22 protein-coding genes are annotated in these 21,185 nt (G+C 72.4%); 10 read left to right on the top strand and 12 right to left on the bottom strand.

Annotated elements, in window-relative coordinates:
• Window positions 1-8: 8 nt before the first annotated feature.
• From NHG27_RS01885 to NHG27_RS01860, 6 genes are all read right to left on the bottom strand, one after another.
• The gene (locus NHG27_RS01885; RefSeq protein WP_497014564.1) at window positions 9-461 is read right to left on the bottom strand and encodes a hypothetical protein; all 453 of its coding nucleotides are present in this window, start codon (window positions 459-461) and stop codon (window positions 9-11) included.
• Between the two features lie 67 nt (window positions 462-528).
• Window positions 529-1,656, bottom strand: a complete 1,128-nt coding sequence (locus NHG27_RS01880) for an aminopeptidase P family protein (protein ID WP_497014563.1) — start codon at window positions 1,654-1,656, stop codon at window positions 529-531.
• A 138-nt stretch (window positions 1,657-1,794) separates the two neighbouring features.
• Complete coding sequence (locus NHG27_RS01875; protein WP_497014562.1) at window positions 1,795-2,625, bottom strand: hypothetical protein; 831 nt, start codon at window positions 2,623-2,625, stop codon at window positions 1,795-1,797.
• 105 nt (window positions 2,626-2,730) lie between these two features.
• Window positions 2,731-3,654 carry an NADP-dependent oxidoreductase gene (locus NHG27_RS01870; protein ID WP_193719240.1) on the bottom strand — a complete coding sequence of 308 codons (924 nt, stop codon included), beginning with the start codon at window positions 3,652-3,654 and terminating at the stop codon, window positions 2,731-2,733.
• Window positions 3,655-3,721: 67 nt separating this feature from the next.
• Window positions 3,722-4,129, bottom strand: a complete 408-nt coding sequence (locus NHG27_RS01865; RefSeq protein WP_497014561.1) for a VOC family protein — start codon at window positions 4,127-4,129, stop codon at window positions 3,722-3,724.
• 100 nt (window positions 4,130-4,229) lie between these two features.
• Entirely contained in the window at window positions 4,230-5,468 is a 1,239-nt protein-coding gene (locus tag NHG27_RS01860) for an amidohydrolase family protein (protein WP_497014560.1), read from the bottom strand.
• A gap of 118 nt (window positions 5,469-5,586) precedes the next feature.
• Here NHG27_RS01860 and NHG27_RS01855 point away from each other — a divergent pair, with 118 nt between their 5' ends.
• A complete protein-coding gene (locus NHG27_RS01855; RefSeq protein ID WP_193719237.1) occupies window positions 5,587-6,243 on the top strand; it encodes a GntR family transcriptional regulator in 657 nt (218 codons plus the stop codon).
• A gap of 4 nt (window positions 6,244-6,247) precedes the next feature.
• Here the strand turns inward: NHG27_RS01855 and NHG27_RS01850 are convergent, their stop codons facing one another.
• On the bottom strand, window positions 6,248-8,830 hold the full coding sequence (locus NHG27_RS01850) for an ATP-dependent DNA ligase (RefSeq protein WP_497014559.1): 2,583 nt from the start codon (window positions 8,828-8,830) through the stop codon (window positions 6,248-6,250).
• 101 nt (window positions 8,831-8,931) lie between these two features.
• Between NHG27_RS01850 and NHG27_RS01845 the strand changes: the two genes are divergently transcribed.
• The 3 genes from NHG27_RS01845 to NHG27_RS01835 are packed head-to-tail and all read left to right on the top strand — an operon-like array spanning window position 8,932 to window position 11,278.
• Window positions 8,932-9,573, top strand: coding sequence for a TetR/AcrR family transcriptional regulator (locus NHG27_RS01845; RefSeq protein WP_497014558.1), 642 nt, complete (start codon window positions 8,932-8,934; stop codon window positions 9,571-9,573).
• Entirely contained in the window at window positions 9,570-10,586 is a 1,017-nt protein-coding gene (locus NHG27_RS01840; protein WP_497014557.1) for an MFS transporter, read from the top strand. The genes NHG27_RS01845 and NHG27_RS01840 overlap by 4 nt, the downstream gene beginning before the upstream one ends.
• Window positions 10,544-11,278, top strand: a complete 735-nt coding sequence (locus NHG27_RS01835; RefSeq protein WP_497014556.1) for an MFS transporter — start codon at window positions 10,544-10,546, stop codon at window positions 11,276-11,278. Before NHG27_RS01840 ends, NHG27_RS01835 begins: the two co-directional genes overlap by 43 nt.
• A gap of 75 nt (window positions 11,279-11,353) precedes the next feature.
• Here NHG27_RS01835 and NHG27_RS01830 read toward each other — a convergent pair whose 3' ends face one another.
• Together NHG27_RS01830 and NHG27_RS01825 are read right to left on the bottom strand one after the other, a co-directional pair.
• Window positions 11,354-12,307: a DUF5692 family protein gene (locus tag NHG27_RS01830; protein WP_497014555.1), complete on the bottom strand. Its 954-nt coding sequence runs from the start codon at window positions 12,305-12,307 to the stop codon at window positions 11,354-11,356.
• Window positions 12,308-12,420: 113 nt separating this feature from the next.
• Window positions 12,421-13,023, bottom strand: a complete 603-nt coding sequence (locus tag NHG27_RS01825) for a TetR/AcrR family transcriptional regulator (RefSeq protein WP_193719233.1) — start codon at window positions 13,021-13,023, stop codon at window positions 12,421-12,423.
• 271 nt (window positions 13,024-13,294) lie between these two features.
• Here NHG27_RS01825 and NHG27_RS01820 point away from each other — a divergent pair, with 271 nt between their 5' ends.
• The gene (locus NHG27_RS01820; protein ID WP_497014554.1) at window positions 13,295-14,050 is read left to right on the top strand and encodes a GTP pyrophosphokinase; all 756 of its coding nucleotides are present in this window, start codon (window positions 13,295-13,297) and stop codon (window positions 14,048-14,050) included.
• Here the strand turns inward: NHG27_RS01820 and NHG27_RS01815 are convergent.
• The gene (locus NHG27_RS01815) at window positions 14,047-14,349 is read right to left on the bottom strand and encodes a DUF1905 domain-containing protein (protein ID WP_497014553.1); all 303 of its coding nucleotides are present in this window, start codon (window positions 14,347-14,349) and stop codon (window positions 14,047-14,049) included. The two genes, NHG27_RS01820 and NHG27_RS01815, sit on opposite strands and share 4 nt — an antisense overlap.
• An 88-nt stretch (window positions 14,350-14,437) precedes the next feature.
• Between NHG27_RS01815 and NHG27_RS01810 the strand changes: the two genes are divergently transcribed.
• The 5 genes from NHG27_RS01810 (at window position 14,438) to NHG27_RS01790 (ending at window position 17,485) form a co-directional block, all read left to right on the top strand.
• Window positions 14,438-14,989: an MOSC domain-containing protein gene (locus NHG27_RS01810; RefSeq protein WP_497014552.1), complete on the top strand. Its 552-nt coding sequence runs from the start codon at window positions 14,438-14,440 to the stop codon at window positions 14,987-14,989.
• Window positions 14,990-15,028: 39 nt separating this feature from the next.
• Complete coding sequence (ku, locus tag NHG27_RS01805) at window positions 15,029-16,006, top strand: non-homologous end joining protein Ku (RefSeq protein ID WP_497014551.1); 978 nt, start codon at window positions 15,029-15,031, stop codon at window positions 16,004-16,006.
• Window positions 16,007-16,033: 27 nt separating this feature from the next.
• Window positions 16,034-16,531 carry a heme-degrading domain-containing protein gene (locus tag NHG27_RS01800; RefSeq protein WP_497014550.1) on the top strand — a complete coding sequence of 166 codons (498 nt, stop codon included), beginning with the start codon at window positions 16,034-16,036 and terminating at the stop codon, window positions 16,529-16,531.
• A gap of 120 nt (window positions 16,532-16,651) precedes the next feature.
• The gene (locus tag NHG27_RS01795) at window positions 16,652-17,116 is read left to right on the top strand and encodes a VOC family protein (protein WP_497014549.1); all 465 of its coding nucleotides are present in this window, start codon (window positions 16,652-16,654) and stop codon (window positions 17,114-17,116) included.
• 27 nt (window positions 17,117-17,143) lie between these two features.
• Complete coding sequence (locus NHG27_RS01790) at window positions 17,144-17,485, top strand: YciI family protein (RefSeq protein ID WP_497014548.1); 342 nt, start codon at window positions 17,144-17,146, stop codon at window positions 17,483-17,485.
• Between the two features lie 114 nt (window positions 17,486-17,599).
• Here NHG27_RS01790 and NHG27_RS01785 read toward each other — a convergent pair whose 3' ends face one another.
• Both NHG27_RS01785 and NHG27_RS01780 read right to left on the bottom strand, forming a co-directional pair.
• A complete protein-coding gene (locus NHG27_RS01785) occupies window positions 17,600-20,137 on the bottom strand; it encodes an exo-alpha-sialidase (protein WP_497014547.1) in 2,538 nt (845 codons plus the stop codon).
• A 305-nt stretch (window positions 20,138-20,442) separates the two neighbouring features.
• Window positions 20,443-21,174, bottom strand: a complete 732-nt coding sequence (locus NHG27_RS01780) for an N-acetylmannosamine-6-phosphate 2-epimerase (RefSeq protein WP_193719225.1) — start codon at window positions 21,172-21,174, stop codon at window positions 20,443-20,445.
• Window positions 21,175-21,185: the final 11 nt, after the last annotated feature.

Genomic DNA, 21,185 nt, shown 5'->3' with positions numbered 1-21,185 from the left:
GAACTCTGTCAGGCAGAGTGAAGGAGGTCAACCATCGAACCTGCCGCGGGCACGTTCCCGTCGACGAGCCCGGACGCGGCGGGCGAGCCGAGCACGGCCAGGACGAGCGCGGTGAGGACGCTCGCTGCGACGAGCACGATGCACCCGGCCACGACCCGCGGGGCGGGCAGGGTGTCCCGCCCCGCACGCGCGACGAACCGGAACACCGCGACAGTCGTCAGGAGGGCGAGCAGGACCCCGACCCCGAGGACGAGCAGCGCTCGCTCGCGCTCGCCCTCGAGCAGGCCGCTCGACGCGGACTCCCAGTGCTCCACGTAGCGGAACCGAGCCACCGACAGCCCGATGACGAGAGCGGGGATGGCTCCGACGAGCGTCGCACCGACGGTCGCCGCCCCGCACACCGCGAGCCCGCGCCACGTGCTGGCCGTGCCCTGGTCTGCGGTCGATGCATCCGAAGTCATGCGACGAACCTAGCCCGTCGGGGCGCGCACGGGGGCGACCCCGTCCGACATGGGTCCGCAGCGCCGCCTACTCGACCACGTGCAGGTCGTGCGGCGCGTTGTTGAGGCGACGGGCGCCGTCGGGCACGTCGTCCGGGAACGCGACCACGATGTCCTCGATGCGCACCCCGAAGTTCCCCGACAGATAGATCCCCGGCTCGACCGAGAAGCACATCCCGGAGACGATCGGCTGCTCCTCGCCCTCGATCATGTACGGCGGCTCGTGCGTCGTCAGGCCGATCCCGTGGCCCGTGCGGTGGATGAACTGCTTGCCGTACCCGGCCTCGGTGATGACGGCGCGGGCGGCGCGGTCGACGTCCTGGCACGTCGCGCCGGGCCGGACCGCGTCGACGCCGGCCTGCTGCGCGGCGCGCACGATCTCGAAGACCTCGCGCTGCTGGACCGTGACGTCGCCGCCGACGTGCACCATGCGCGTCATGTCCGAGCCGTAGCCGTCCTTGAGGCCGCCGAAGTCGAGCACGACCATGTCGCCCTCCTGGATGACCCGGTCGCCCGCCTCGTGGTGCGGGTTGGCACCGTTGGGCCCGGAGCCGACGACCGTGAAGTCGACCTGCGAGTGCCCGTGGTCGCGCAGGAAGCCCGCGAGGTCCGCGGCGACGTCCAGCTCGCGGCGCCCGCTGAAGCGGATCTCGACGATGTCCGCGAACGTCGCGTCGTTCGCCGCGCCCGCGGACGCGAGCCGCTCGATCTCGTCGGGTCCCTTGACCGCGCGGAGCATGGGCAGGGCCTGCGTCATGGCCGAGTACGACGAGTCCGGCAGCGTGCGCTGGAGCCCCAGCAGGTGCATGGCCCACGCCGAGTCGGAGATCGCGTAGCGCCCGGCGGGGTCGAGCAGGTCGGCCGTGACCGCGTACTCGTCGACGCCGTCGGTCCACGGGGTCACGTGCAGAGCTGCCGCGCCGACCGCGCGGTCGAGGTCAGGCTGTTCCAGGACGGGCACCACGATCGACGCCTCGCCCTCAGCTGGGACCACGAGCAGCGTGATGCGCTCGGTCATGGCCGTGGGCGTGTACCCCGTGAAGTACGTCATGTCCGGGCCGGGGGTGACCAGCACCCCGGCGAGCCCTGCGTCGCGGGCCTGGGCGGCCGCGCGGTCGATGCGCGCGGCGAAGTCCTGTGCGGTGAACTCCCTCATGGGGCCAGCCTGCCACCGGCCGCTCGGGTGCGCCGGACGAGCGGGGTGCCCGACGGCGGAGCGCGGCCCGCGAGGTCGGCCCACTTCCTCGTCGTCGGGCTGCGTGGACCTTTGCCGGTCCGGAGGGGTGGTGCGGTCTCAGGCCTTGCGGCGCTCGGCGACCCCGCGCAGCGCCTCGCGCCGGGTCCGCAGCTCCTCGCGACCCTCGCGGGTGATCTGTGCCCAGTTCCGGTTCTTGGTGATCCGGGCGTGGACCAATCCCGCCTCGGTGAGGTCGTGCAGGCGGGCCGCGAGGTTGCGCTCCTCGATGTCCGTGAGGCGGGCGAGCGCGGGCTGGTCGGCCTCGTCGGCGTCGCCGAGCACCGCGAGCACGCGCAGGTTGTCGGTCGCGGGGTCGCCGATGCTCAGGGCGCCGTCGCCCGACACGAGGGTCTGCTCCTCGCCGCGGAGCGCGATGCCCGCGACCACGAGGAGGCCCAGGCCGAGTGCGAGACCGCCGAGCGCCGTGGGCACGGACGGGTCGAACAGGGCGTCACCCGTCGCGGTGAGCACGAAGGACACCGCCATCGTCGCGATGCCCGCCAGCCACAGGAAGCGGTCCGAGGCGCGCAGCCCCAGGACCGCCAGGCCCATCCCCAGGATGGACGGCACGCCGATCCAGAAGCTGATCGAGGGGAGCAGGAAGGCGATCACGGCGCTCAGGACGATCGCGATCCCGTACCCGTCGCTCCCGACCCCCACCCCGGTGGGCAGTCGCAGCACGAAAGCCGCCAGGAACGTCAGCAGGAACGCCGCGAGCGGCACGAGCACCATGAGCCACAACCAGTCGCCTGCGAGCAGGCTCAGTCCGGTGATCACGAGCGTGGCGACCCCGGCTGCGGCCAGCGGGAGCGAGCGAGCGTGCCGCGCTGCGCGGGTCCGCAGGCGTGCGGTGTCGGCTGCGACGAGGGCGGGGACGGTGGCGGGCATGGGCTTCACGGTACCGGCCCGGGCGTGCCGCCGAGCGCGGTCTTCGTGCGCGAGACGCCCGGCGGGTCGCACCAGAACTCCGCACCCACGGTGCGGCCAGGCAGGTCAGACCGTGATGACGACCTTGCCGCGCACGTGCCCGGTCCGGCTCGCCTCGTGGGCCTTCGCGGCGTCGGCCAGGTCGTAGACCTCGGCGACGTCGACCGTGAGCTGACCGGCGTCCGCGAGGCGGGCCAGCTCGGTCAGCCCCGCGACGTCGGGGCGGACCCAGACGTAGTGCCCGCCGAGCTCGTCGCGGGCTGCGGCGTCGACGACCGAGGCGACCGTGCCGCCCTCGCGCAGGACGTCGGGCGTGGTGGCCAGCGCCTCGCCGCCGATGTAGTCGAGGACGACGTCGACGCCGTCGGGCGCGAGGGCGCGCACGCGCTCGGCCAGGCCCTCGCCGTAGGTCACGGGCTCGGCGCCCAGGGAGCGCAGGTACTCGTGGTTGCGCTCGGACGCGGTGCCGATCACGCGCGCCCCGCGCGTCACCGCGATCTGGACGGCCATCGACCCGACACCGCCCGCGGCCGCGTGCACGAGCACGGTCTGGCCGCTCGTCACCCCGGCGCGGTCGATCGTCTGCAGGGCCGTGAGCCCGGCGAGCGGCGCGCCGGCTGCCTGCTCCCACGTCCAGGACGAGGGCTTGCGGGCCAGCGTGCGGACCGGGGCCGCGACGAGCTCGGCCGTGGTGCCGCCGGAGACCACGTCCTTGCGGACGTAGCCGAAGACCTCGTCACCGACCGAGAGCTCGGGCGTGTCCAGGCCCACCTGCTCGACCACGCCCGCGACGTCCCAGCCCGGTACCACGGGGAACGTGGTGTCCATGATCGCGTCGAGGTAGCCCTCGCGGACCTTCCAGTCCACGGGGTTCACGCTCGTGGCCCTGACCCGGACCAGGACGGAGTCCGGCCCGACCTTGGGGGTGGGGAGCTCGCTGAGCTCGAGGACGTCGGCTCCGCCGTAGCGGGAGTAGGTGATGGCTCGCATGCAGGCGGCAACGGGCGGCGGCGCCGGGGCATTCCCCGACGATCGCCGCCCGTCGCGTCCCTGCAGGTCAGCCCTCGATCGTGCTCGGGTCCATGTACATGACCTCCCACAGGTGGCCGTCCAGGTCGGAGAAGCTGCGCGAGTACATGAAGCCCTCGTCCTGCGGCGGGTTGGTCTGCGCGCCGCCCGCGGCGAGCGCACGGTCCGCGAGGTCGTCGACGCCCGTGCGGGACTCGGCGCTGATCGCGTTGATCGCCTCGGTCGCGTCCTGCGCGTCGACGATCGACTTGGGCGTGAAGCGGCGGAAGAACTCGTGGGTCAGGAGCATCACGTAGATCGTGTCGCTGATGACCACGCACGACGCGTTCTCGTCGGTGAACTGCTCGTTGATCGAGAACCCGAGCTGCGTGTAGAACGCCTTGGACTTCTCGAGGTCGGCGACGGGGAGGTTGACGAAGATCTGGGTTCCGGCCATGACGTGCTCCTTCGGACGGGTCGCCGCGGTGTCCCGCAGGGCGAGGACGGGTGTCGTCGGTGTAGACCGGTGGCCCCCGGGGAACTCATCGGCGCGAGCGTCAGACCAGGACCTCCCCGTCCCGGGCGACGACCTGGCCACCGGCCACGACGAGCGCGCGGGCGGGAGCGCGCACCACGGCGTCCTGGGTGTTCTCGGCGTCGACCAGCACGATGTCCGCGCGCGCCCCCTCGACCAGGTCGTGGACGTCGTGCCCCGCGAAGAACCCGGCGTCGCTCGTCGCGAGCCGGGCCGCACGGACCAGGTCCTCGTCGTAGCGGAAGCGTGCGAGCTGCGCCAGGCGCGTCGTGAGGGCGAGCAGGTCGCCCGTCCCGTAGGGCGCCCACAGGTCGCGGATGCCGTCGGTGCCGAGGCCCACGCGCACGCCGTGCTCGCGCAGCAGGTCCAGCGGGAGCGGGGTCGCGCCGATCGGGGCGACGGTCGTCATGCTGATCCCGGCCTCGCCCATGGCCGCGACGAGGTCGGCCATGCGGGTCGCCGGCAGCTGCCCGACCGCGAAGCCGTGCGCCACGTTGACCTTGCCCTGGAGGCCTGCGCGGACCGTGCGGTCGATCATGAGCTCGATCTGGAACGCGCCCAGCTCGCCGCCGTCGTGCAGGTGGACGTCGATCCCGACGCCGCGGCGCTCGGCGATCTCGAACAGCCCGTCGAGCTGGCGCACGGGGTCGCGGTCGATCGAGGCGGGGTCGAGCCCGCCGATGTGCTCGGCCCCCGCGGCGGCCGCGGCGTCGAGCAGGTCGAGCACGCCGGGCCGGCGCAGGACGCCGTCCTGGGGGAACGCGACGATCTCGGCGTCGATCGCGCCGCCCAGCACGAACAGCGACTCGCGGACCACGTCGATGCCGCGCAGGCCCAGGCCCAGGTCGACGTCGACGTGGGTGCGGATCGCGGTCGTGCCGTGGCGCAGGAACTCGCGCAGGACCGCGACCGTGACGTCGACGCCGGGGATGCCGAGCTCGTCGCGGTGCTCGCGCTCGTGCGCGATGCGGCCCTGCGTGGTGGCCTCGCCGCCGTAGCTGACCCAGGGCTTGCCCCACCAGCTCTTGTCGACGTGCGCGTGGGCGTTGACGAACCCGGGCAGGGCGAGGAACCCGCGCCCGTCGATCTCGCCCGGCGCGGGCGTCGTGCTGCCCGACGGCGCCGCGTCGGTCGCGAGGTGCGGCGTCACCCGGGTGATGTGTCCGTCGGCGACGTGGAGGTCGACGGCCTCGCCGCCCCAGGGCCGGACGTTGCGCAGCACGGTCACGTTGGCGGGGGAGCTGGTGGGGATCGGGGGCATGCGGGGGTTCCTTCCACGGGTGGTGCTCGACGGTCCGGCGGAGGGCTCGCCCCCTGAGCAGCCCGCCGACCACAAACGGTATACCATTTTGACCTCCGGGTTCCGAGAGGATGGACGCATGAGCGCAGACCAGCCGTTCGAGCCCGAGGCCGACCGCGTCGCCCGGATCGTGCGCGAGCAGATCATCGACGGCGAGCGGGCCCCGGGGGACCGGCTCGTCGAGCGTGACCTCGCGGCCGAGCTCGGCGTGAGCCGCGTCCCGGTCCGCGACGCGCTCAAGACCCTCATCGCCGAGGGCCTCGTGACCCCGCGGCCCCGCACGTGGGCCGTCGTGCGCACGTTCACCGACGACGAGATCGAGGACCTCATCGAGGTGCGCTCGGCGATCGAGACCCTCACGTTCCGCCTCGCGGCCGAACGGCGGACGCCCGAGCGCCTCGCGCGGCTCGGGGCCGTGCTCGACCGTGAGGCCCGAGCCGCCCGCGACGAGGACGCCACGGCAGCCCACCGCGCGGGCGCGGACTTCCACGAGCTCGTGGCCGCGACGGCCGCGAGCCCGCTCCTCGACGAGATCGGGGCGATCACCGCGAGCCGCCTGCGCTGGCTCCTCGGGCAGCACGACGACCTGCAGCAGATGGTCGACGAGCACCGCGGGCTCCTGGCCGCGATCCGCGCGGGCGACGGGCAGGAGGCGGCGCGGCTCGCCGTCGGGCACCTGCGCACGAGCCGGGACGCGGCGCGTGCGCGACGCGCGCAGACCCCGGCGCGCGGCTGAGGGCTCAGCCCTCCCGGCGCACGTCCTCGGGCGACTTGTCCGGGCGCCAGCCGCGCCAGACCGCGTGCCGCAGCTTGCCGTCGCCCTCGGGCGCGCTCGTCCAGTCCGCGTAGTCGACCTCGCCGACCAGGTGCGGCGTGACCCACCGGGCGTCCGAGGCGTCCGCGGCGGGCACGTCGAGGGCCGGGTTCGTGACCCGCTCGATCCGGCCGAGCCGCGTCACGAGGTCGCGCCGGTCCTTCTCGGTGAAGCCCGACCCGACGCGGCCCACGTAGCGCAGCCCCTCGTCGTCGGGCACCGCGAGCAGCAGCGAGCCCACCAGGTGCGACCGGTCCCCGTGCCCCGGACGCCACCCGACCACCACGACCTCCTGGGTGTGCGAGTGCTTGACCTTGATCCAGCTCCGCGAGCGCCGCCCGGCCGTGTAGGTGCTCGTGCGCCGCTTGGCCACCACGCCCTCGAGGCCGAGCTGCCTGCTCGTCGCCACGGCCTCCGCGAGGTCGCCGTCGAACGCGGGCGGGACGTGCACGGTCGAGGACTGGTCGACCAGGTCCTCGAGGATCTCGCGCCGCTCGTCGTACGTGCGCCGGACGAGCGAGCGCCCGCCGACGGACAGGACGTCGAACAGCATGAGCTCGACCCCGACCTTGGCGCGCGCCGCTGCGACGTCGCCTGCCTTGGTGAGGTTGGCGCGCTGCTGCAGGCGGCGGAAGCTCGGTCGCCCGCGCGCGTCGAGCGCCACGATCTCGCCGTCGACGACCACGGGCAGGTCGGCGTGCGGGACACGGGCGGCAAGGTCCTGGAGCTCGGGGTAGGTGAGCGTCATGTCCTTGCCGCTGCGGCTCACGAGGCGGACCGAGGCCCCGTCGGCCGATCCGTCGGCTGGGCCCGTGACCTGCGCGACCACGCGGAACCCGTCCCACTTCATCTCGTAGGCCCAGTCGTCGGGGTCGCCCTCGGCGGTCAGCGTCTCGACCGTCCCGGCGGTCGCGAGCATGGGGCGCGGCAGCGCGACCCCGACGGGCTCGTCGTCGGTCTCCGACGAGCGCTGCCGGGGCGCCTTGCTGCGAGGTGCCGCGTGGCCCGTGGGGTGGGCCTCGTCGCGCGGGGCCATGAGGTGGATGAGCCAGCTGTTCTCCTCGGCTCGGTCCGACGTGTCGGAGGCACCGTGACCTCCCGTGTGGATGAGCGCGAGGCGCCGTGTGCCGTGCTGCTCGCCGTGCAGCGTGACGATGACCTCCTCGTCGTCGCGCCACTTCTCGAGCTCGTAGGTGCCCGCGTCCCAGATGGTCACCTCGCCGCCGCCGTACTCGCCCGCGGGGATGGTCCCCTCGAACGAGCCGTACGCGAGCGGGTGGTCCTCGGTCTGGACCGCGAGGTGGTTCTTCCTCGTGTCGGTCGGCTCGCCGCGCGGCAGGGCCCAGCTCACGAGCACGCCGTCGTGCTCGAGGCGGAAGTCCCAGTGCAGGCGGCGTGCGTGGTGCTCCTGGATGACGAAGGACCTGCCCTCGCTGCTGGGGGCGACGTCCTCGGGGACGGGCTCGGGGGTCCGGGAGGCGTCGCGCTTGGCGCGGTAGGTCTCGAGGCGGTCGCGCCGGGGCGCCGTGCCGGTCTCGCCGCTGCTCGAGCCCGTGCCGCCCGACGGCGTCGCCCCCTTGCGCGCGAACGTCGCCATGCGCTCGGGCGTGGGTTCGAGCGAGGCCAGGTGGCCCGCGGTCAGCGCTGCGAGCGGGTCGCCGATCCGCTCGACGCGTTCCACGACCTGGTCCTTGTCGAGGTGCGCGAGGTCGGGGTCGTCGAGCTCGTCCCACGTGCGCGGGGCCGCGACCGTGGGGTGGGTGCGGCCGCGCAGCGAGTACGGCGCGATGGTGGTCTTGTTGCCGTTGTTCTGGCTCCAGTCGACGAGCACCTTGCCGCCGCGCAGCGACTTCTTCATGTCGCTCACGACGAGGTCGGGGTGCTCGGCCTCGAGGTAGCGGGCGAGCTCGTGCGCGACCGCGCTGACCTCGTCGGTGGTCTGGCGCCCGTCGAGAGCGGCGTACAGGTGGATGCCCTTGGAGCCGCTCGTCACGGGCAGGGGGTTCAGGCCCATGCCGCGCAGGACCTCGCGGGCGAGCCGGGCGACCTCTGCGCACTCGCGCAGGCCTGCGCCCTCGCCGGGGTCGAGGTCGAGGACGAGCCGGTCGGGGTTCTTCTGGACCCCCGTCCGGCCGAACTGCCACTGCGGCACGTGGATCTCCAGGGCGGCGATCTGACCGAGCCACGTGAGGGTCGCGAGGTCGTTGACGAGCGGGTAGGCGTTGGTGCTGTGCTTGTGCTGGATCGTGCGGCGCCGGACCCACGTGGGGGTGCCGGCGTCGAGGTTCTTCTGGAAGAACACGGGGCCCTCGACGCCGTTGGGCCAGCGCTTGCGCGTCGCGGGCCTGTTCGAGGCGTGGGGGAGCAGGACGTCGGCGACCGCGGCGAGGTAGGCCAGGACCTCGCCCTTGGTCGTCCCCGTGGCGGGGTACAGGACCTTGTCCAGGTTGGTGAGCTTGAGGCGGTGACCGTCGACGCTCACGGTCTGCGCCGCCGTCGAGGGGGCCATGGGTCCATGGTCGTCCGGGGCGGGCTGCCGCGCTCGGCGGGGTCGTCCCGATGACAATCGTGCAGTTGTGCAATTATTGCAGTCCTGCATACAGTGCAGTCATGCAGACCGCTCCGACGTCCCTCCGCGAACGCAAGCGTGCCGAGACCTGGCTCACGATCCACCAGGCGGCCGCCGCCCTGGTCCGCGAGAAAGGGCTCCACCACGCGACCGTCGAGGAGATCGCCGCCGCGGCGGGCATCTCGCAACGGACGTTCTTCAACTACTTCGCGACCAAGGAGGAGGCGATCCTGGGGCTCGTGCCCCCGCGAGTCTCCGACGAGGCGCTCGCGGCCTTCCGTGCGGAGACCGAGGGACCCGCGTTCGAGCGGGTCGTGCGGTTCCTGCTCTCGATCCTGCGGTCCACGCTGCACCCCGGCGTCCCGTTCGCCGAGCGCAAGGCGCTCGTGCGCGAGCACCCCGAGCTGCGCAAGCACGCCATGGGCTCCGTCTCCCAGGTCGAGTCGCTCGTCAACGACCTGCTGTCCGACCGGGCCGAGGACGGGACGGGGTTCAGCGAGCTCGCGTCGCTGGGCCTGCCCGACAGCCCCGACACCGCGCGAGCGCTCCTCATGCTCGCCGGAACCATCATGCGCTTCGCGTACTCGCGCAACCCTGGCACGGCCCTGAGCGGCTCCGACGCCGAGGCCGACATCAGCGAAGCGATCATCATCTTCCGAGAAGTCTTCGAGGCCACGCTATGACCACCACCCCCCGAGCCGGCAGCACTCCGGCACCCACCCGGGGCGCGACCACCGCCGCGCCCACGCACCCGTCTGCGCCCGACGCCCCGCCGGCGTCCCCGAGGGACCGCGGCATCGTCCTGCTGTTCCTGGGCCTCATGGTCACCATGCTGCTCGCGTCCCTCAACCAGACCGTGCTGTCCAGCGCGCTGCCCACGATCGTGGGCGAGCTCGACGGCGTCGAGCACATGAGCTGGGTCATCACGGCCTTCATCCTGGCCTCGACCATCACCATGCCGATCTACGGCAAGGTCTCCGACGTCCTGGGCCGCAAGCCCCTGCTGCTCACCGCGATCCTGCTGTTCATGGTGGGATCCGTGATCGGCGCCGTCGCGGGCGACATGAACGTACTCATCGTGGGGCGCACGGTCCAGGGCCTCGGCGGCGGCGGGCTCATGATCCTGTCGCAGGCCGCGATCGCCGACGTCATCCCCGCGCGGGAGCGCGGCAGGTACATGGGCATCATGGGCGCGGTCTTCGCGGTCTCCTCGGTCGCGGGACCGCTGCTCGGCGGCTGGTTCACCGAGGGCCCCGGCTGGCGCTGGGTCTTCTGGATCAACATCCCGCTGGGCGTCGTCGCAGCGCTCGCCGCGATCTTCCTCCTGCACCTGCCCAAGAAGGCGCGCGGCGCCGAACGTGTGCGCCACGACTACCTCGGCATGGCCCTCATGGCCGTGGCGACCACGGCGCTCGTCCTGGTCGGGACCTGGGGCGGGTCGCAGTACGCGTGGGGCTCGGCGACGATCCTCGGGCTCGTCGCACTGGCGGTCGTGGCCGCCGTGGCGTTCGTGCTCGTCGAGAAGCGTGCCGACGAGCCGATCATCCCGCTGCACCTGTTCGCCGACCGCAACTTCACGGTCACGACCATCGCGGCGCTCGCGACGGGCATCGCGATGTTCGGCGCGATCGGCTACATGCCCACCTACCTGCAGTGGCGACCGGTGCCAGCGCGACCGTCGCCGGCCTGCTCATGATCCCCATGATGGGGTCGCTGCTCGTCACCTCGGTCGTCACGGGCCAGATGGTCTCGCGCACCGGCAGGTACAAGGTCCTCCCGATCGTCGGTTCGCTGATCCTCGGCGTGGGCCTGGCCCTGCTCTCGACGGTCGAGGCCGACACCGCGACGCCCATGATCTGCGTGTTCCTCGCGGTGATCGGCATCGGTCTGGGTGGGAGCATGCAGATCCTCACGCTCATCGTGCAGAACTCGTTCCCGCTGCGCGAGGTCGGGACCGCGACCGCGGCCAACAACTACTTCCGCCAGGTCGGGGCGACGCTCGGTTCGGCCGTGGTCGGCAGCGTGTTCATCGCCCGTCTGACCACGCTCCTCGCGGAGAAGTTCCCCCAGGGCACGGGGTCGGCGGGCGGGACGGGCTCACTCACCCCGGACCTGGTCCAGTCCCTGCCCGACGGCGTGCGCGCCCTCGTGATCGAGTCCTACAACGAGGCGCTCGTGCCGCTCTTCCTCTACATGGTGCCGCTCGCGATCATCGCGGCGATCGCCCTGTGCTTCGTCCACGAGAAGCCGCTCGCGACCTCGGTCGAGCACGAGATCGCCGCGGAGTCCCTGGCCGAGGGCCAGCTCCTGGTGACCGACGCGGACGAGGGGAGCGACGCCGTCGGGCAGACGGAGGACGTGAGCGCCGGGACGCGTCCCGAGCGGTAGCCCCCTCCTGCCGCACACGACCGAAGGGTCGCCCGACACAACGTGTCGGGCGACCCTTCGTCGCGTCCGGGGCCGTCAGGCGGTCGTGGCGCCCGCGGTGGCGAGCTCCGGTGCCGGGCGGTCCTTCGCGAGCTCCTGGTAGGACTTGTGGTCCGTGAACAGCTCGTCGCGCAGCGGGTTGCGGCGCTTGGTCACGATCACCTTGACCTGGTAGACCGCGACCGCGACGTTGGCGAGCAGCGAGACCAGGCTCACCACGAACAGCGCCGTGGGGTCGTGCGACGAGTCCACCGCGAAGGCCGAGTCCGAGACGAACGTCGGCACGGCCATCGTGAACATCATCCAGAACGCGAGCGTGTGGGCACGGTGCTGGAGCCAGGCGCCCTTGCGCAGGAAGAACGCCGGGATGGTGCAGCTGATGAGCAGCGCGGCACCCGCGTAGAACGCGTGGTCGCCCACGCAGTTGTAGACGTACGCGAAGTTCCACAGGTCGTACGCGATGATCCAGAACCACATCATGTCCGGCCAGACCATGTCCTGGAACCGGTCGCGCGTGATGTAGATGCCGGCCCAGCCGCAGATCGTCAGCAGGTTCAGGATGCCCGCGATGCCGTTCATGATGTTCCACGAACCGCCGACCATGAACACGCCGTCGACCATGCCGTCCATGCCGTAGACCTGGAAGTCACGGATCACGGCCTCGGCGATGTTGAGCGCGAGGATCGCCGGGGGGAACAGCAGGGCGTACTTCATCGCCCCGACGCGCTTGTTGTAGCGGATGAGCATGAAGCCGATGCACCCGGCGAGGGCCGAGTACACCTTGACCCAGTGGAACCAGGTGCCGGTCGAGGACCCTGCCCCCGCGGTGTGCGGCCAGACGAAGATCGTCAGCAGGACCGGCAGGACGACGAAGATCCCGATCGCGGCGGTCTTGGACCAGCGGACGAGCTCGTTGAGGCCGACGAGGGCAGCGAGCACCACGAACCACATGACGGCTGCTTGCCAGGGGATGGAATCGAAGAGGAACACGTCGCTCCCTTTCTCAGGACGACGGGACGGCCGGTGGCCGCCCGGGGTGGGGGGACGGTGCGCCTGGTGGGCGAGCCCGGTCCCGGCGCACCGTCGGGACCCGGGCCGTCGCGTCACTCGGTGCCGGAACGCGCCTCCTCGAGGTGCAGCACCTGCCGCACGATCGTCACGAGCACCGCGTCGTCGACGTCGGGGGTGTTCCGGGCGAGCCCGACCAGGCCGTAGACGAGGACGTAGAACGTCTCGGGGACGTTCTCGATGCGGATGCGGTGCCGGGCCGCGTAGGCCTCGACCGTCGTCGTGCCGATGCACTCGACGACGGCCCGCACGGCCTGGTCGAGGAAGCGGTTGTACAGGCCCGCGCTCTCGGTGCGCTGCATGTCGTCGCGCAGCGGCGCGACCGCCCGCAGGTGGGTGCGGAACATCGCGATGCAGTCGACGAGCGCCTTGTCGATGTTGCCCGGCTCGCGGGCGGCGTCCCAGGCCCGGACGGACTCGACGAACTCCGCGACGTAGCCCTCGAGCACGGCGTCCACGAGGGCGTCCTGGTCGGGGAAGTAGTAGTAGACGAGGCTGCGGGCAACGCCCGCGCGCTCCGCGACGTCCTTGGTCGAGGTCCGGGCGATGCCCTGCTCGGCGAACAGCTCGCGGGCCGCGTGCACGATCTCCTCGGCGCGGACCTCGGGTGCTGAACGTCGTCGCCTTCGCGTCGTCACGTCGGTCATCGTGGCCCCTTCCTGAGCTGTCGTCTCGACGCTAGGACCGCTATTGACACAGCGTCAATAGCGCCGTCCGAGGTCAGGACGTTGGTCCCGGGACCCGAGGACATTGGGCCTGCCGCCCGGCGCGAGAACCGGGCCACGACCTGAGACGCGCGCGGGGCCGCGGCGGACGCGTACGCCCGGACCGCCCACGGTGTGCGACCGTGGGAGATCGAGACGGCGAAGGATCGGGACAGTGGACGACGGGCGCGACCAGCGAGGACCCATGCACGACGACCCCCAGGTGGGGGCGGAGCTCCGAGCGCTGCGGGAGCACTTCACGCGGCTGATGATGACCTACCGCTTCGGCATGGACGAGGTGATGACGAAGATCACCATCCTGCGGGACGAGTTCGCCTACGCCCACGAGTACAACCCCATCGAGCACGTCTCCTCGCGGCTCAAGTCGCCCGAGTCCCTGCTCGCGAAGGCCCGGCGCAAGGGTGTGGACCTGACTATCGAGGCGCTGCGCGCCGAGATCTTCGACATCGCGGGCGTCCGGGTCACGTGCAGCTTCGTGTCCGACATCTACACGGTCCGCGACATGATCGCGGGTCAGCGTGACGTCGTGGTCCTCGAGGAGCGCGACTACATCGCCCATCCCAAGGGCAACGGGTACAAGTCCCTGCACCTCATCGTCGAGGTGCCCGTGTTCCTGTCCGACCGGGTCCAGCCCGTGGTCGTCGAGATCCAGATCCGCACCATCGCCATGGACTTCTGGGCCAGCCTCGAGCACAAGATCTACTACAAGTACGACAAGGCCGTGCCCGAGCGCCTCATCGACGAGCTGCGGGAGGCGTCGGTCGCGGCCTCCGAGCTCGACGCCAAGATGGAGCGGCTGCACGAGGAGGTCCTCCAGCACTCGCGTGACACCGCGACCGCGCACCCCGCGGGGGAGAGGAGCCCGAGCCCGTTCGCGCCCTCGTGGGAGCTGCTCGACTCGTACCTGCGGGGCAGGCAGGACGAGGGGACCACCCGCTAGAGCAGCGTCTCGACGCCGATCCGCACGGTGTCGCCGACGTCGACCCCTTCGCGGCGGCGCACCGCAGCCTTGACGGGCACGACGAACGTCCTGCGCTCGGCGTCGGGGAAGACCGAGGTGGTCCAGCGCGACCCGCCGAGCGTGACCTCGACCTTGACGGACCCGAACCCCGCCGGGGGCAGCGGGGAGTCCGCGATCTCGTCGCTGACGTCGGTGGGCAGGGCCGCGAAGACCCACGTGTCGCTGCGCGCGGTCCACCGCCACAGCTCCGCCTCGAACTCGTACCTGGTGCCGGCCATGCGCCCATGATGCCGGGCGCCGCCCACAGGCGGGTCCGCACGCCGGACAGCATCGTCGCCGTCCGGGCGGGCACGCCATCATGTGCCCGTGACCGGCCCAGCACCCCGCGTCGTGGCGGTGGCGTCCAGCCCGACCCACGCCTTCAGCAAGACCAGGCTGCCGAGCGTCCGGGTCGTCGAGGGGCTGGGGGTCGTCGGCGACGCGCACGCCGGGGCGACCGTCAAGCACCGCAGCAGGGTGCGGGCCGACCCGTCGCAGCCCAACCTGCGTCAGGTCCATCTCCTGCACGCCGAGGTGTTCGCCGAGCTGGCCGAGGCGGGCTTCGACGTCGGGCCCGCCGACCTGGGGGAGAACGTGACGACGTGCGGGGTCGACCTCCTGGGCCTTCCGCGCCGCACCCGCCTGCACCTGGGCGACACGGTCGTCCTCGAGGTGACCGGGCTGCGCAGCCCCTGCCAGCAGGTCAACGACTTCCGCTCGGGCCTGGTCAAGCGGCTCATCGTGCCCGACGGCGCGGGCGGCGTGGTCCGCAAGATCGGGATCATGTCGGTGGTCGCGCGCGGCGGGACGGTCACGGTCGGCGACGGCATCGAGATCGAGCTCCCGCGCGGCCCCCACCACCGCCTCGAGCCCGTCTGACGACTCGCCAGGCCCCGGCCCCGGGAGCACCATGGAGACATGAGGGCCATCTGGAAGGGTGCCATCACGTTCGGTCTCGTCAACGTGCCGATCAAGGTGTACTCGGCGACCGAGGACCACGACGTGCCGCTGCACCAGGTGCACGACAAGGACGGCGGCCGGATCCGCTACCAGCGGCGGTGCGAGGTCTGCGGCGAGGTCGTGGCGTACGAGCACATCGACAAGGCGTACGACGACGGCGAGCGCACGGTCGTGCTCACGGCCGAGGACCTGGGGTCGCTGCCCGCCGAGCGCAGCCGCGAGGTCGAGGTCGTCGAGTTCGTGCCCACCGACCAGATCGACCCCATGCTGCTGGACCGCAGCTACTACCTCGAGCCCGACTCCTCCTCGAACAAGGCCTACGTGCTGCTGCGCCGCACGCTCGAGGAGACCGACCGCACCGCGATCGTGAAGTTCGCGCTGCGCCAGCGCACGCGGCTCGCGGCGCTGCGCGTGCGCGACGACGTGCTGGTGCTGCAGACGCTGCTGTGGGCCGACGAGGTCCGCGAGGCCGCGTTCCCGACGCTCGACGAGCCGGCGAAGGTCAGCGCCAAGGAGCTCGCGATGTCGTCGCAGCTCGTCGAGTCCTTCGCGGCCGACTTCACGCCCGAGGAGTACCAGGACGACTACCAGGCCCAGCTCCGTCAGCTCATCGAGGCCAAGATCGAGGCAGGCGACACGTTCAGCACCGAGGAGACCTTCGGCGAGCAGGAGGAGAAGGGCGGCGAGGGCGCCGAGGTCATCGACCTCATGGAGGCGCTGCGCCGCAGCGTCGAGAGCTCGCGCGGCAAGAAGTCGGGCGACGCGAAGGGCGAGAAGCCCTCGAAGGAGGCTGCGTCGTCGGGCACCACGAGGAAGAAGAGCGAGCGCCCGACGACGTCACGCGCCTCGGACGACCAGGCCGCCTCGACCACGGCGCCCGCCTCGACGAAGGAGCCCGCGAAGAAGAAGACGACCCGCAAGAAGGCCTCGGCGTGACGTGCCCCGGCGTGCCAGGCTGACGCCATGACCCACGACCAGCCCGAGAACCCCGACCTGTCCCGCCTCGTCGCCGAGGCCGAGCAGCACGAGCGCGACCTCGTCCTGACGCGCTTCACGCACGACGACGCCTGGCGGCTCGGCTGCCTGCTCGTCGAGCTCGCGGCCGACCGGTCCCTGCCGATCACGATCGACGTGCGCCGCGGGCCGCAGCAGGTCTTCCACGCCGCGACCGAGGGCACCACACCCGACAACGACACCTGGGTCCAGCGCAAGGTGCGCGTGGTCGAGCGGTTCGGTGCGTCGTCGTACCTCATGGGCCTGCGCGCCAAGGCCCGGGGCACGACGTTCACGGCGCAGCACGAGCTGCCGCTCCAGGAGTACGCGGCCCACGGCGGGGCGTTCCCGCTGCGGGTCGAGGGCGTCGGGGTGATCGGCGTCGTGACCGTGTCCGGCCTGGCCCAGCGCGACGACCACCTGCTCGTGGTCGAGGCGCTGGGGACGTTCCTGCGGACCGCCGCGTGAAGGTCGCCGCCGGACCGGGCCGCCGTCTCTCGAGGTGCGGGGACCGATGAGTTCGCCGGCCCCGGCCGGTCGGACCTGGAGAGTGCGACGCACCGCGCGCCGCGCGGGAGGAGGAGAACGATGCGACCGATCGTCCCGAGCCTGTGGTTCAACGGCGGCCTCGAGGAGGCCGTGGCCTTCTACACCTCGGTGTTCCCCGACAGCACCGTCGGGGACTCCCTGAAGATGCCCGACGGCACGTTCGTCACCATCGACTTCACGTTGCGGGGCCAGCCCTTCAACCTGATCAACGGCGGCCCCGACCACCTGTTCCCGTTCAGCGAGGCCGTGTCGTTCATCGTGCGCTGCGAGGACGAGGCGGAGGTCGACCACTACTGGGACGCCCTGCTCTCGGGGGGCGGCACCGAGTCGCAGTGCGGCTGGCTCAAGGACCGCTACGGGCTCTCGTGGCAGGTGGTGCCCGTCGAGTTCGAGGAGCTCGCGCAGTCCGACGACCAGGAGGCCGTGGCGCGGATGATGGGCGTCATGATGCAGATGATCAAGCTCGAGATGCCCGCGCTGCGGGCCGCGTTCGCCGGCAGCTAGGGCACCGGCCACGGGAAGGCGGACACCGTGACGAAGTACCTGATCTCGTTCCCGAGCGAGGCCATGATCGTGCCGGACGACCAGATGCGGGCCGTCTCGGACGCGTCGCACGCGGTGGTGGAGGAGGCGAAGGCCGCCGGCGTCTGGGTGTTCGGCGGCGGCATCGACGAGAGCGTCCCGCCCGTCCTGGTGGACGGTGATGGCACGGTCGCCGAGGGCGCCTATCCCCGGACGAGAGGGCTGGACGGCGGCTGGACGGTGCTGGAGGTGCCGACGCGCGAGGAGGCGCTCGGGTGGGCCGCCAGGATCGCGGCCGCGTGCCGGTGCGCGCAGGAGGTGCGCGCGTTCCTGGACGACCCCGCGAGCTGACGGCGTCCGTGCACGGGCTCGGCCCCCGTCCCCACCGGCATGGGGACGAGGGCCGAGGTCGGTGGCGCCGACGAGCGCGGGCGGACGCCGACGGCGCCCGCCCGGCTCAGCCGGTCAGCAGGTCCGGGCGTCGTACGGCGCGGTCAGCGTCTGCGTACCGAGCGTCGCGGACGACACCTCGAACGTGACCTCTCCCGCCCCGACCCCGGCAGAACGGGTCGCGAACCGCTGCGACGCGCTGCGCCCGGGGGCGACTGCCGCGAACGCCTTGGTGCCCGCGGTCGAGCGGATCGTGACGTCCACGGCCCCGTCGCCCTCGTTGACGGCCCGGCCCGTGAGCTGGACCGTGCCCGCCACGCACTGGACGCTCGCCGTGACCGCGACCGGCACGGCGGGCTGCGCAGGGACGTCGAAGGCGGCGACGTCGACCCGCCCCGTCACGGACCGGTCGCCGTTGGAGGCGGCCACCGCGACGGAACGGCCCGCGAGCGAGCCCGCCGCGACGTCGGCCGCGGTGAGCGTGCGTCGCACCGTGCCGCACGCGGCCTCGGCCCCGGGAGCGAGCGCGGGCACGGCGCACACGTCCGCGGCGCCGACGCCCGTGAGGCGCACGTTCCCGGTGTTGCGGACCGTGAGGGCGTTGACGACGACGTCGCCCGCGTTCACGGTCCCGCTCGCGTCGGTGTCCTCGACCGTGGGCTCGCCGGCCGTGACGGCGAGCGAGGGACGGCGGTCGACCAGGTCGACGGGGTCGCCCGTGAGGGGGACCGACGTGGCCTGGGTGGCGTTCATGAACCAGCGGGTCTCGGGGACGAAGAACCCGTCCGCGAGGTCGTCGGCCGTCACGACGCGGTACGCGAGCGAGCACAGGTACGTGCCGCCCGCGGGCAGGCTGCTCCAGTTGCAGCCCGGGGACAGGTTCGTCAGGTTGCCCGTCGCGGTCGAGCGGTAGGCCGTGGTCCCGGTGTTGTAGACGCGGAACGAGTAGGGCACGCGCTCGCCGACGGTGTACGGCTGCGCCGCCACGTCACGGTCGGTCGTGTACTTCCCGAACACCGCGAGCGAGGTCACGGGACCCGCAGGGCCGCCCGTCACGGTCACGTAGCCGTAGGCGCGCGCCTGCGTGCCGTCGGCCGTCGTCAGGACGCTCTGGACGCGGACGGGGTTGTTCGCCGTCGTCGCGGCGGCGGTCGCGGACGCGGTGAGCGCGACCCGGACCGTGGCGCTCTGGCCGACAGCGATCGCGGGCACGTCGACCGTGGTCGCGCTCCAGCCCACGGGGGCGTCGATCGTCAGGCGCGACGCGGCGAGCGGCGCCTGGTTCTGGTTGGTGACCTGGACGGGCACCTGCACGGTGGCGCCCGTCGCGACGGTCGTGTCCGGCACGACGGTCGAGGCGCACGTCGCGTTCAACCACTCCTGGTCGAAGCTCGCGAACGAGATCGCGTTCATGCCCTGCGTCTCGTACAGGAGCCCGAAGCGCCCGTCGCCGATGGGCGAGAGCGTCGAGTAGGCGCCCGAGCCCGGGTTGACGACCCGGAAGCCCGGCCACGTCGCGCCGTCGTCGCACGAGAGGCGCACGGTCACGTTCTCGCGGCCCGTGGTGCTGTTGGAGTTGCTGAACAGCAGCATCTTCGCCTCGGCCGAGCCCTCGGGGGCGTCGGGGTACAGGCGCGAGACCGACCCGTTGTTGGTCGGGTCGGGGAGCTGGCGGTCGAGCGTCACGGGCCCGTACGTGTGCCCGCCGTCGGTCGAGTACGCGATCTTGCGGTACTTGCTGCCCGCGGAGTCGCGCGAGTTCATCATGACGCGTCCGTCGGAGAGCTCGACCGACTTGTTCTCGTCCATGCCCGTGCCGAACGCCTCGCCGTGCTGCCACGTGGCGCCGTGGTCGTCGGAGTACACGCTGTACGCCTTGTACGTGCCGCCCGTGCGGGCCGTGAACTGCTGGACGAGTCGTCCGGCGTGCTCGCCGTAGCGCAGCTGGATGCCCTCGCCCGAGGCCGCGAAGATGCCGGCCCACGACGGGTCCTTGGCGCCCTCGGTGATGACGCGGCCCTCCCACGTCTGGCCGCCGTCCTCGGAGACGCTGACCGCGGCGTGCAGGATCTGGCGGTTGGTCGGGTCGATGCCCGTGGCCGACCCGCCGAAGCCCTGGTCGTACGACTTCACGTGGAAGTTGAAGATCGTGCCGGTCTCGCGGTCCACGACGTAGGACGGGTCGGAGAACCCGTACTTGTCGGGCGACGAGTTCGTGCCGTACCCGGCCGCGACGACGGTCGCGGGCTCCCAGGTCGCGCCGTTGTCGCGGCTGACCTGCTGGAGGATCGAGTTGGGCTGCGGGGCGTCACCCGCGTGGAACGGGCGGCCGTCGTACGACGCGAGGATCGTCCCGTCGTTCGTGGTGGTCAGGGCGGGGATGCGGTAGTTCGCATAGCCCCCCGTGCCGCCGACCGCGAGGGTCTGCTCGGAGAAGGTCCCGGGACCGTCGGTCGCTGCGGGCGGGAACGGGTCGAACGCCTGGGCGCTCGCGGCCGGGACCACGAGGAGCAGGGAGAGCCCGGCGGCGAGCGCGGCGCGGGACCCTCGGCGGGTGCACGCGGGTGGCTGGGAGCCGGGCGGGGTGGTCGGGGTGGATGGGTGCAGTGGCATCAGATACTCCTGGCTTCGTCGGGTCAGAGCTCTTGGTGCACGGTGCGGTCCTGCGGGTGCGGCGCCGTGCCCCGGCGCGGGGCGGGCGCGGCGCGGACCTCCGCCTCGGCACCGAGTCGGGTGCGGGGGTCCGGTCTGTGGGTGCTCCGGGTGCGAGGTGCCCGACGGCGGAGCGAGCGTCGGGCGGGCAGGTGCGGGACCGTCGTGGTCCCGGTGCCCCCGGGTCCTCCGCGGCGGTGCGCAGGACCCGGGTGGGGATCGGGTGGGGTGGGCCGGTCGACCGGTGCGGGCGTGGCCCGCGGGGCTCAGGCCGAGAGCGCGTCGACGAACCACCCCGTGATGGTCGTGGGGTGGGTGATCGCGGTGCCGACGACCACGGCCCAGGCGCCCGCGTCGAGCGCGGTGCGCGCCTGGGCGGGGGAGTGGACGCGTCCCTCGGCGATCACGGGCAGGTCGATGCGCTCCACGAGCTGGGCGAGCAGCTCGAGGTCGGGTCCCTGGGTGCGGGGGCGTTCTCCGGTGTACCCGGACAGCGTGGTCCCGACCGCGTCGACCCCGGCGTCGCGGGCAGCGAGCGCGTCGTCGAGGCTCCCGCAGTCCGCCATGACGAGCGCGGACGTGTGCTCGCGCAGCCCGGCGACGGTCGCGGCGAGGCTCAGCCCGTCGGGGCGAGGGCGCCGGGTCCCGTCGATCGCGACGATCGTGGCTCCCGCCCGGGCGACCGCGACCGCGTGCCGCAGGGTCGGGGTGATGAAGACGCCGTCGGCCCCGTCCTTCCAGAGCCCCGTGACGGGCACCGTGATGCCGGCCTCGGCGAACGCGCGCGTGACGTGCTCGATGTCCTCGATGCCCTGCACCCGGATCCCGACCGCACCGCCCTCGACGGCTGCGAGCGCGACCTGGGTCATGGTGCGCGGGTCCCGCATGGCCTCGCCCGGGTAGGCCTGGCACGAGACGACCAGCCCGCCGCGCAGCGCGACGAGCGGGTCGGGGGACGGGTCGGTGCCGGCGAGGGAGGTCGGCGGTCGGTCGGTCACGAGTTCCTCCG

This window comes from Oerskovia sp. 140933, from assembly GCF_059651515.1.
The sequence above is the reverse complement of the archived record's forward strand: the minus strand, read 5'-3'. Positions and strand labels throughout refer to the sequence as shown.

What these genes read in the sequence shown, in the direction of transcription:
- NHG27_RS01885 (WP_497014564.1), bottom strand. Translation starts at nt 461, where the DNA reads ATGACTTCGGATGCATCGACCGCAGACCAGGGCACGGCCAGCACGTGG.
- NHG27_RS01880 (WP_497014563.1), bottom strand. Translation starts at nt 1,656, where the DNA reads ATGAGGGAGTTCACCGCACAGGACTTCGCCGCGCGCATCGACCGCGCG.
- NHG27_RS01875 (WP_497014562.1), bottom strand. Translation starts at nt 2,625, where the DNA reads ATGCCCGCCACCGTCCCCGCCCTCGTCGCAGCCGACACCGCACGCCTG.
- NHG27_RS01870 (WP_193719240.1), bottom strand. Translation starts at nt 3,654, where the DNA reads ATGCGAGCCATCACCTACTCCCGCTACGGCGGAGCCGACGTCCTCGAG.
- NHG27_RS01865 (WP_497014561.1), bottom strand. Translation starts at nt 4,129, where the DNA reads ATGGCCGGAACCCAGATCTTCGTCAACCTCCCCGTCGCCGACCTCGAG.
- NHG27_RS01860 (WP_497014560.1), bottom strand. Translation starts at nt 5,468, where the DNA reads ATGCCCCCGATCCCCACCAGCTCCCCCGCCAACGTGACCGTGCTGCGC.
- NHG27_RS01855 (WP_193719237.1), top strand. Translation starts at nt 5,587, where the DNA reads ATGAGCGCAGACCAGCCGTTCGAGCCCGAGGCCGACCGCGTCGCCCGG.
- NHG27_RS01850 (WP_497014559.1), bottom strand. Translation starts at nt 8,830, where the DNA reads ATGGCCCCCTCGACGGCGGCGCAGACCGTGAGCGTCGACGGTCACCGC.
- NHG27_RS01845 (WP_497014558.1), top strand. Translation starts at nt 8,932, where the DNA reads ATGCAGACCGCTCCGACGTCCCTCCGCGAACGCAAGCGTGCCGAGACC.
- NHG27_RS01840 (WP_497014557.1), top strand. Translation starts at nt 9,570, where the DNA reads ATGACCACCACCCCCCGAGCCGGCAGCACTCCGGCACCCACCCGGGGC.
- NHG27_RS01820 (WP_497014554.1), top strand. Translation starts at nt 13,295, where the DNA reads ATGCACGACGACCCCCAGGTGGGGGCGGAGCTCCGAGCGCTGCGGGAG.
- NHG27_RS01815 (WP_497014553.1), bottom strand. Translation starts at nt 14,349, where the DNA reads ATGGCCGGCACCAGGTACGAGTTCGAGGCGGAGCTGTGGCGGTGGACC.
- ku (WP_497014551.1), top strand. Translation starts at nt 15,029, where the DNA reads ATGAGGGCCATCTGGAAGGGTGCCATCACGTTCGGTCTCGTCAACGTG.
- NHG27_RS01800 (WP_497014550.1), top strand. Translation starts at nt 16,034, where the DNA reads ATGACCCACGACCAGCCCGAGAACCCCGACCTGTCCCGCCTCGTCGCC.
- NHG27_RS01795 (WP_497014549.1), top strand. Translation starts at nt 16,652, where the DNA reads ATGCGACCGATCGTCCCGAGCCTGTGGTTCAACGGCGGCCTCGAGGAG.
- NHG27_RS01785 (WP_497014547.1), bottom strand. Translation starts at nt 20,137, where the DNA reads ATGCCACTGCACCCATCCACCCCGACCACCCCGCCCGGCTCCCAGCCA.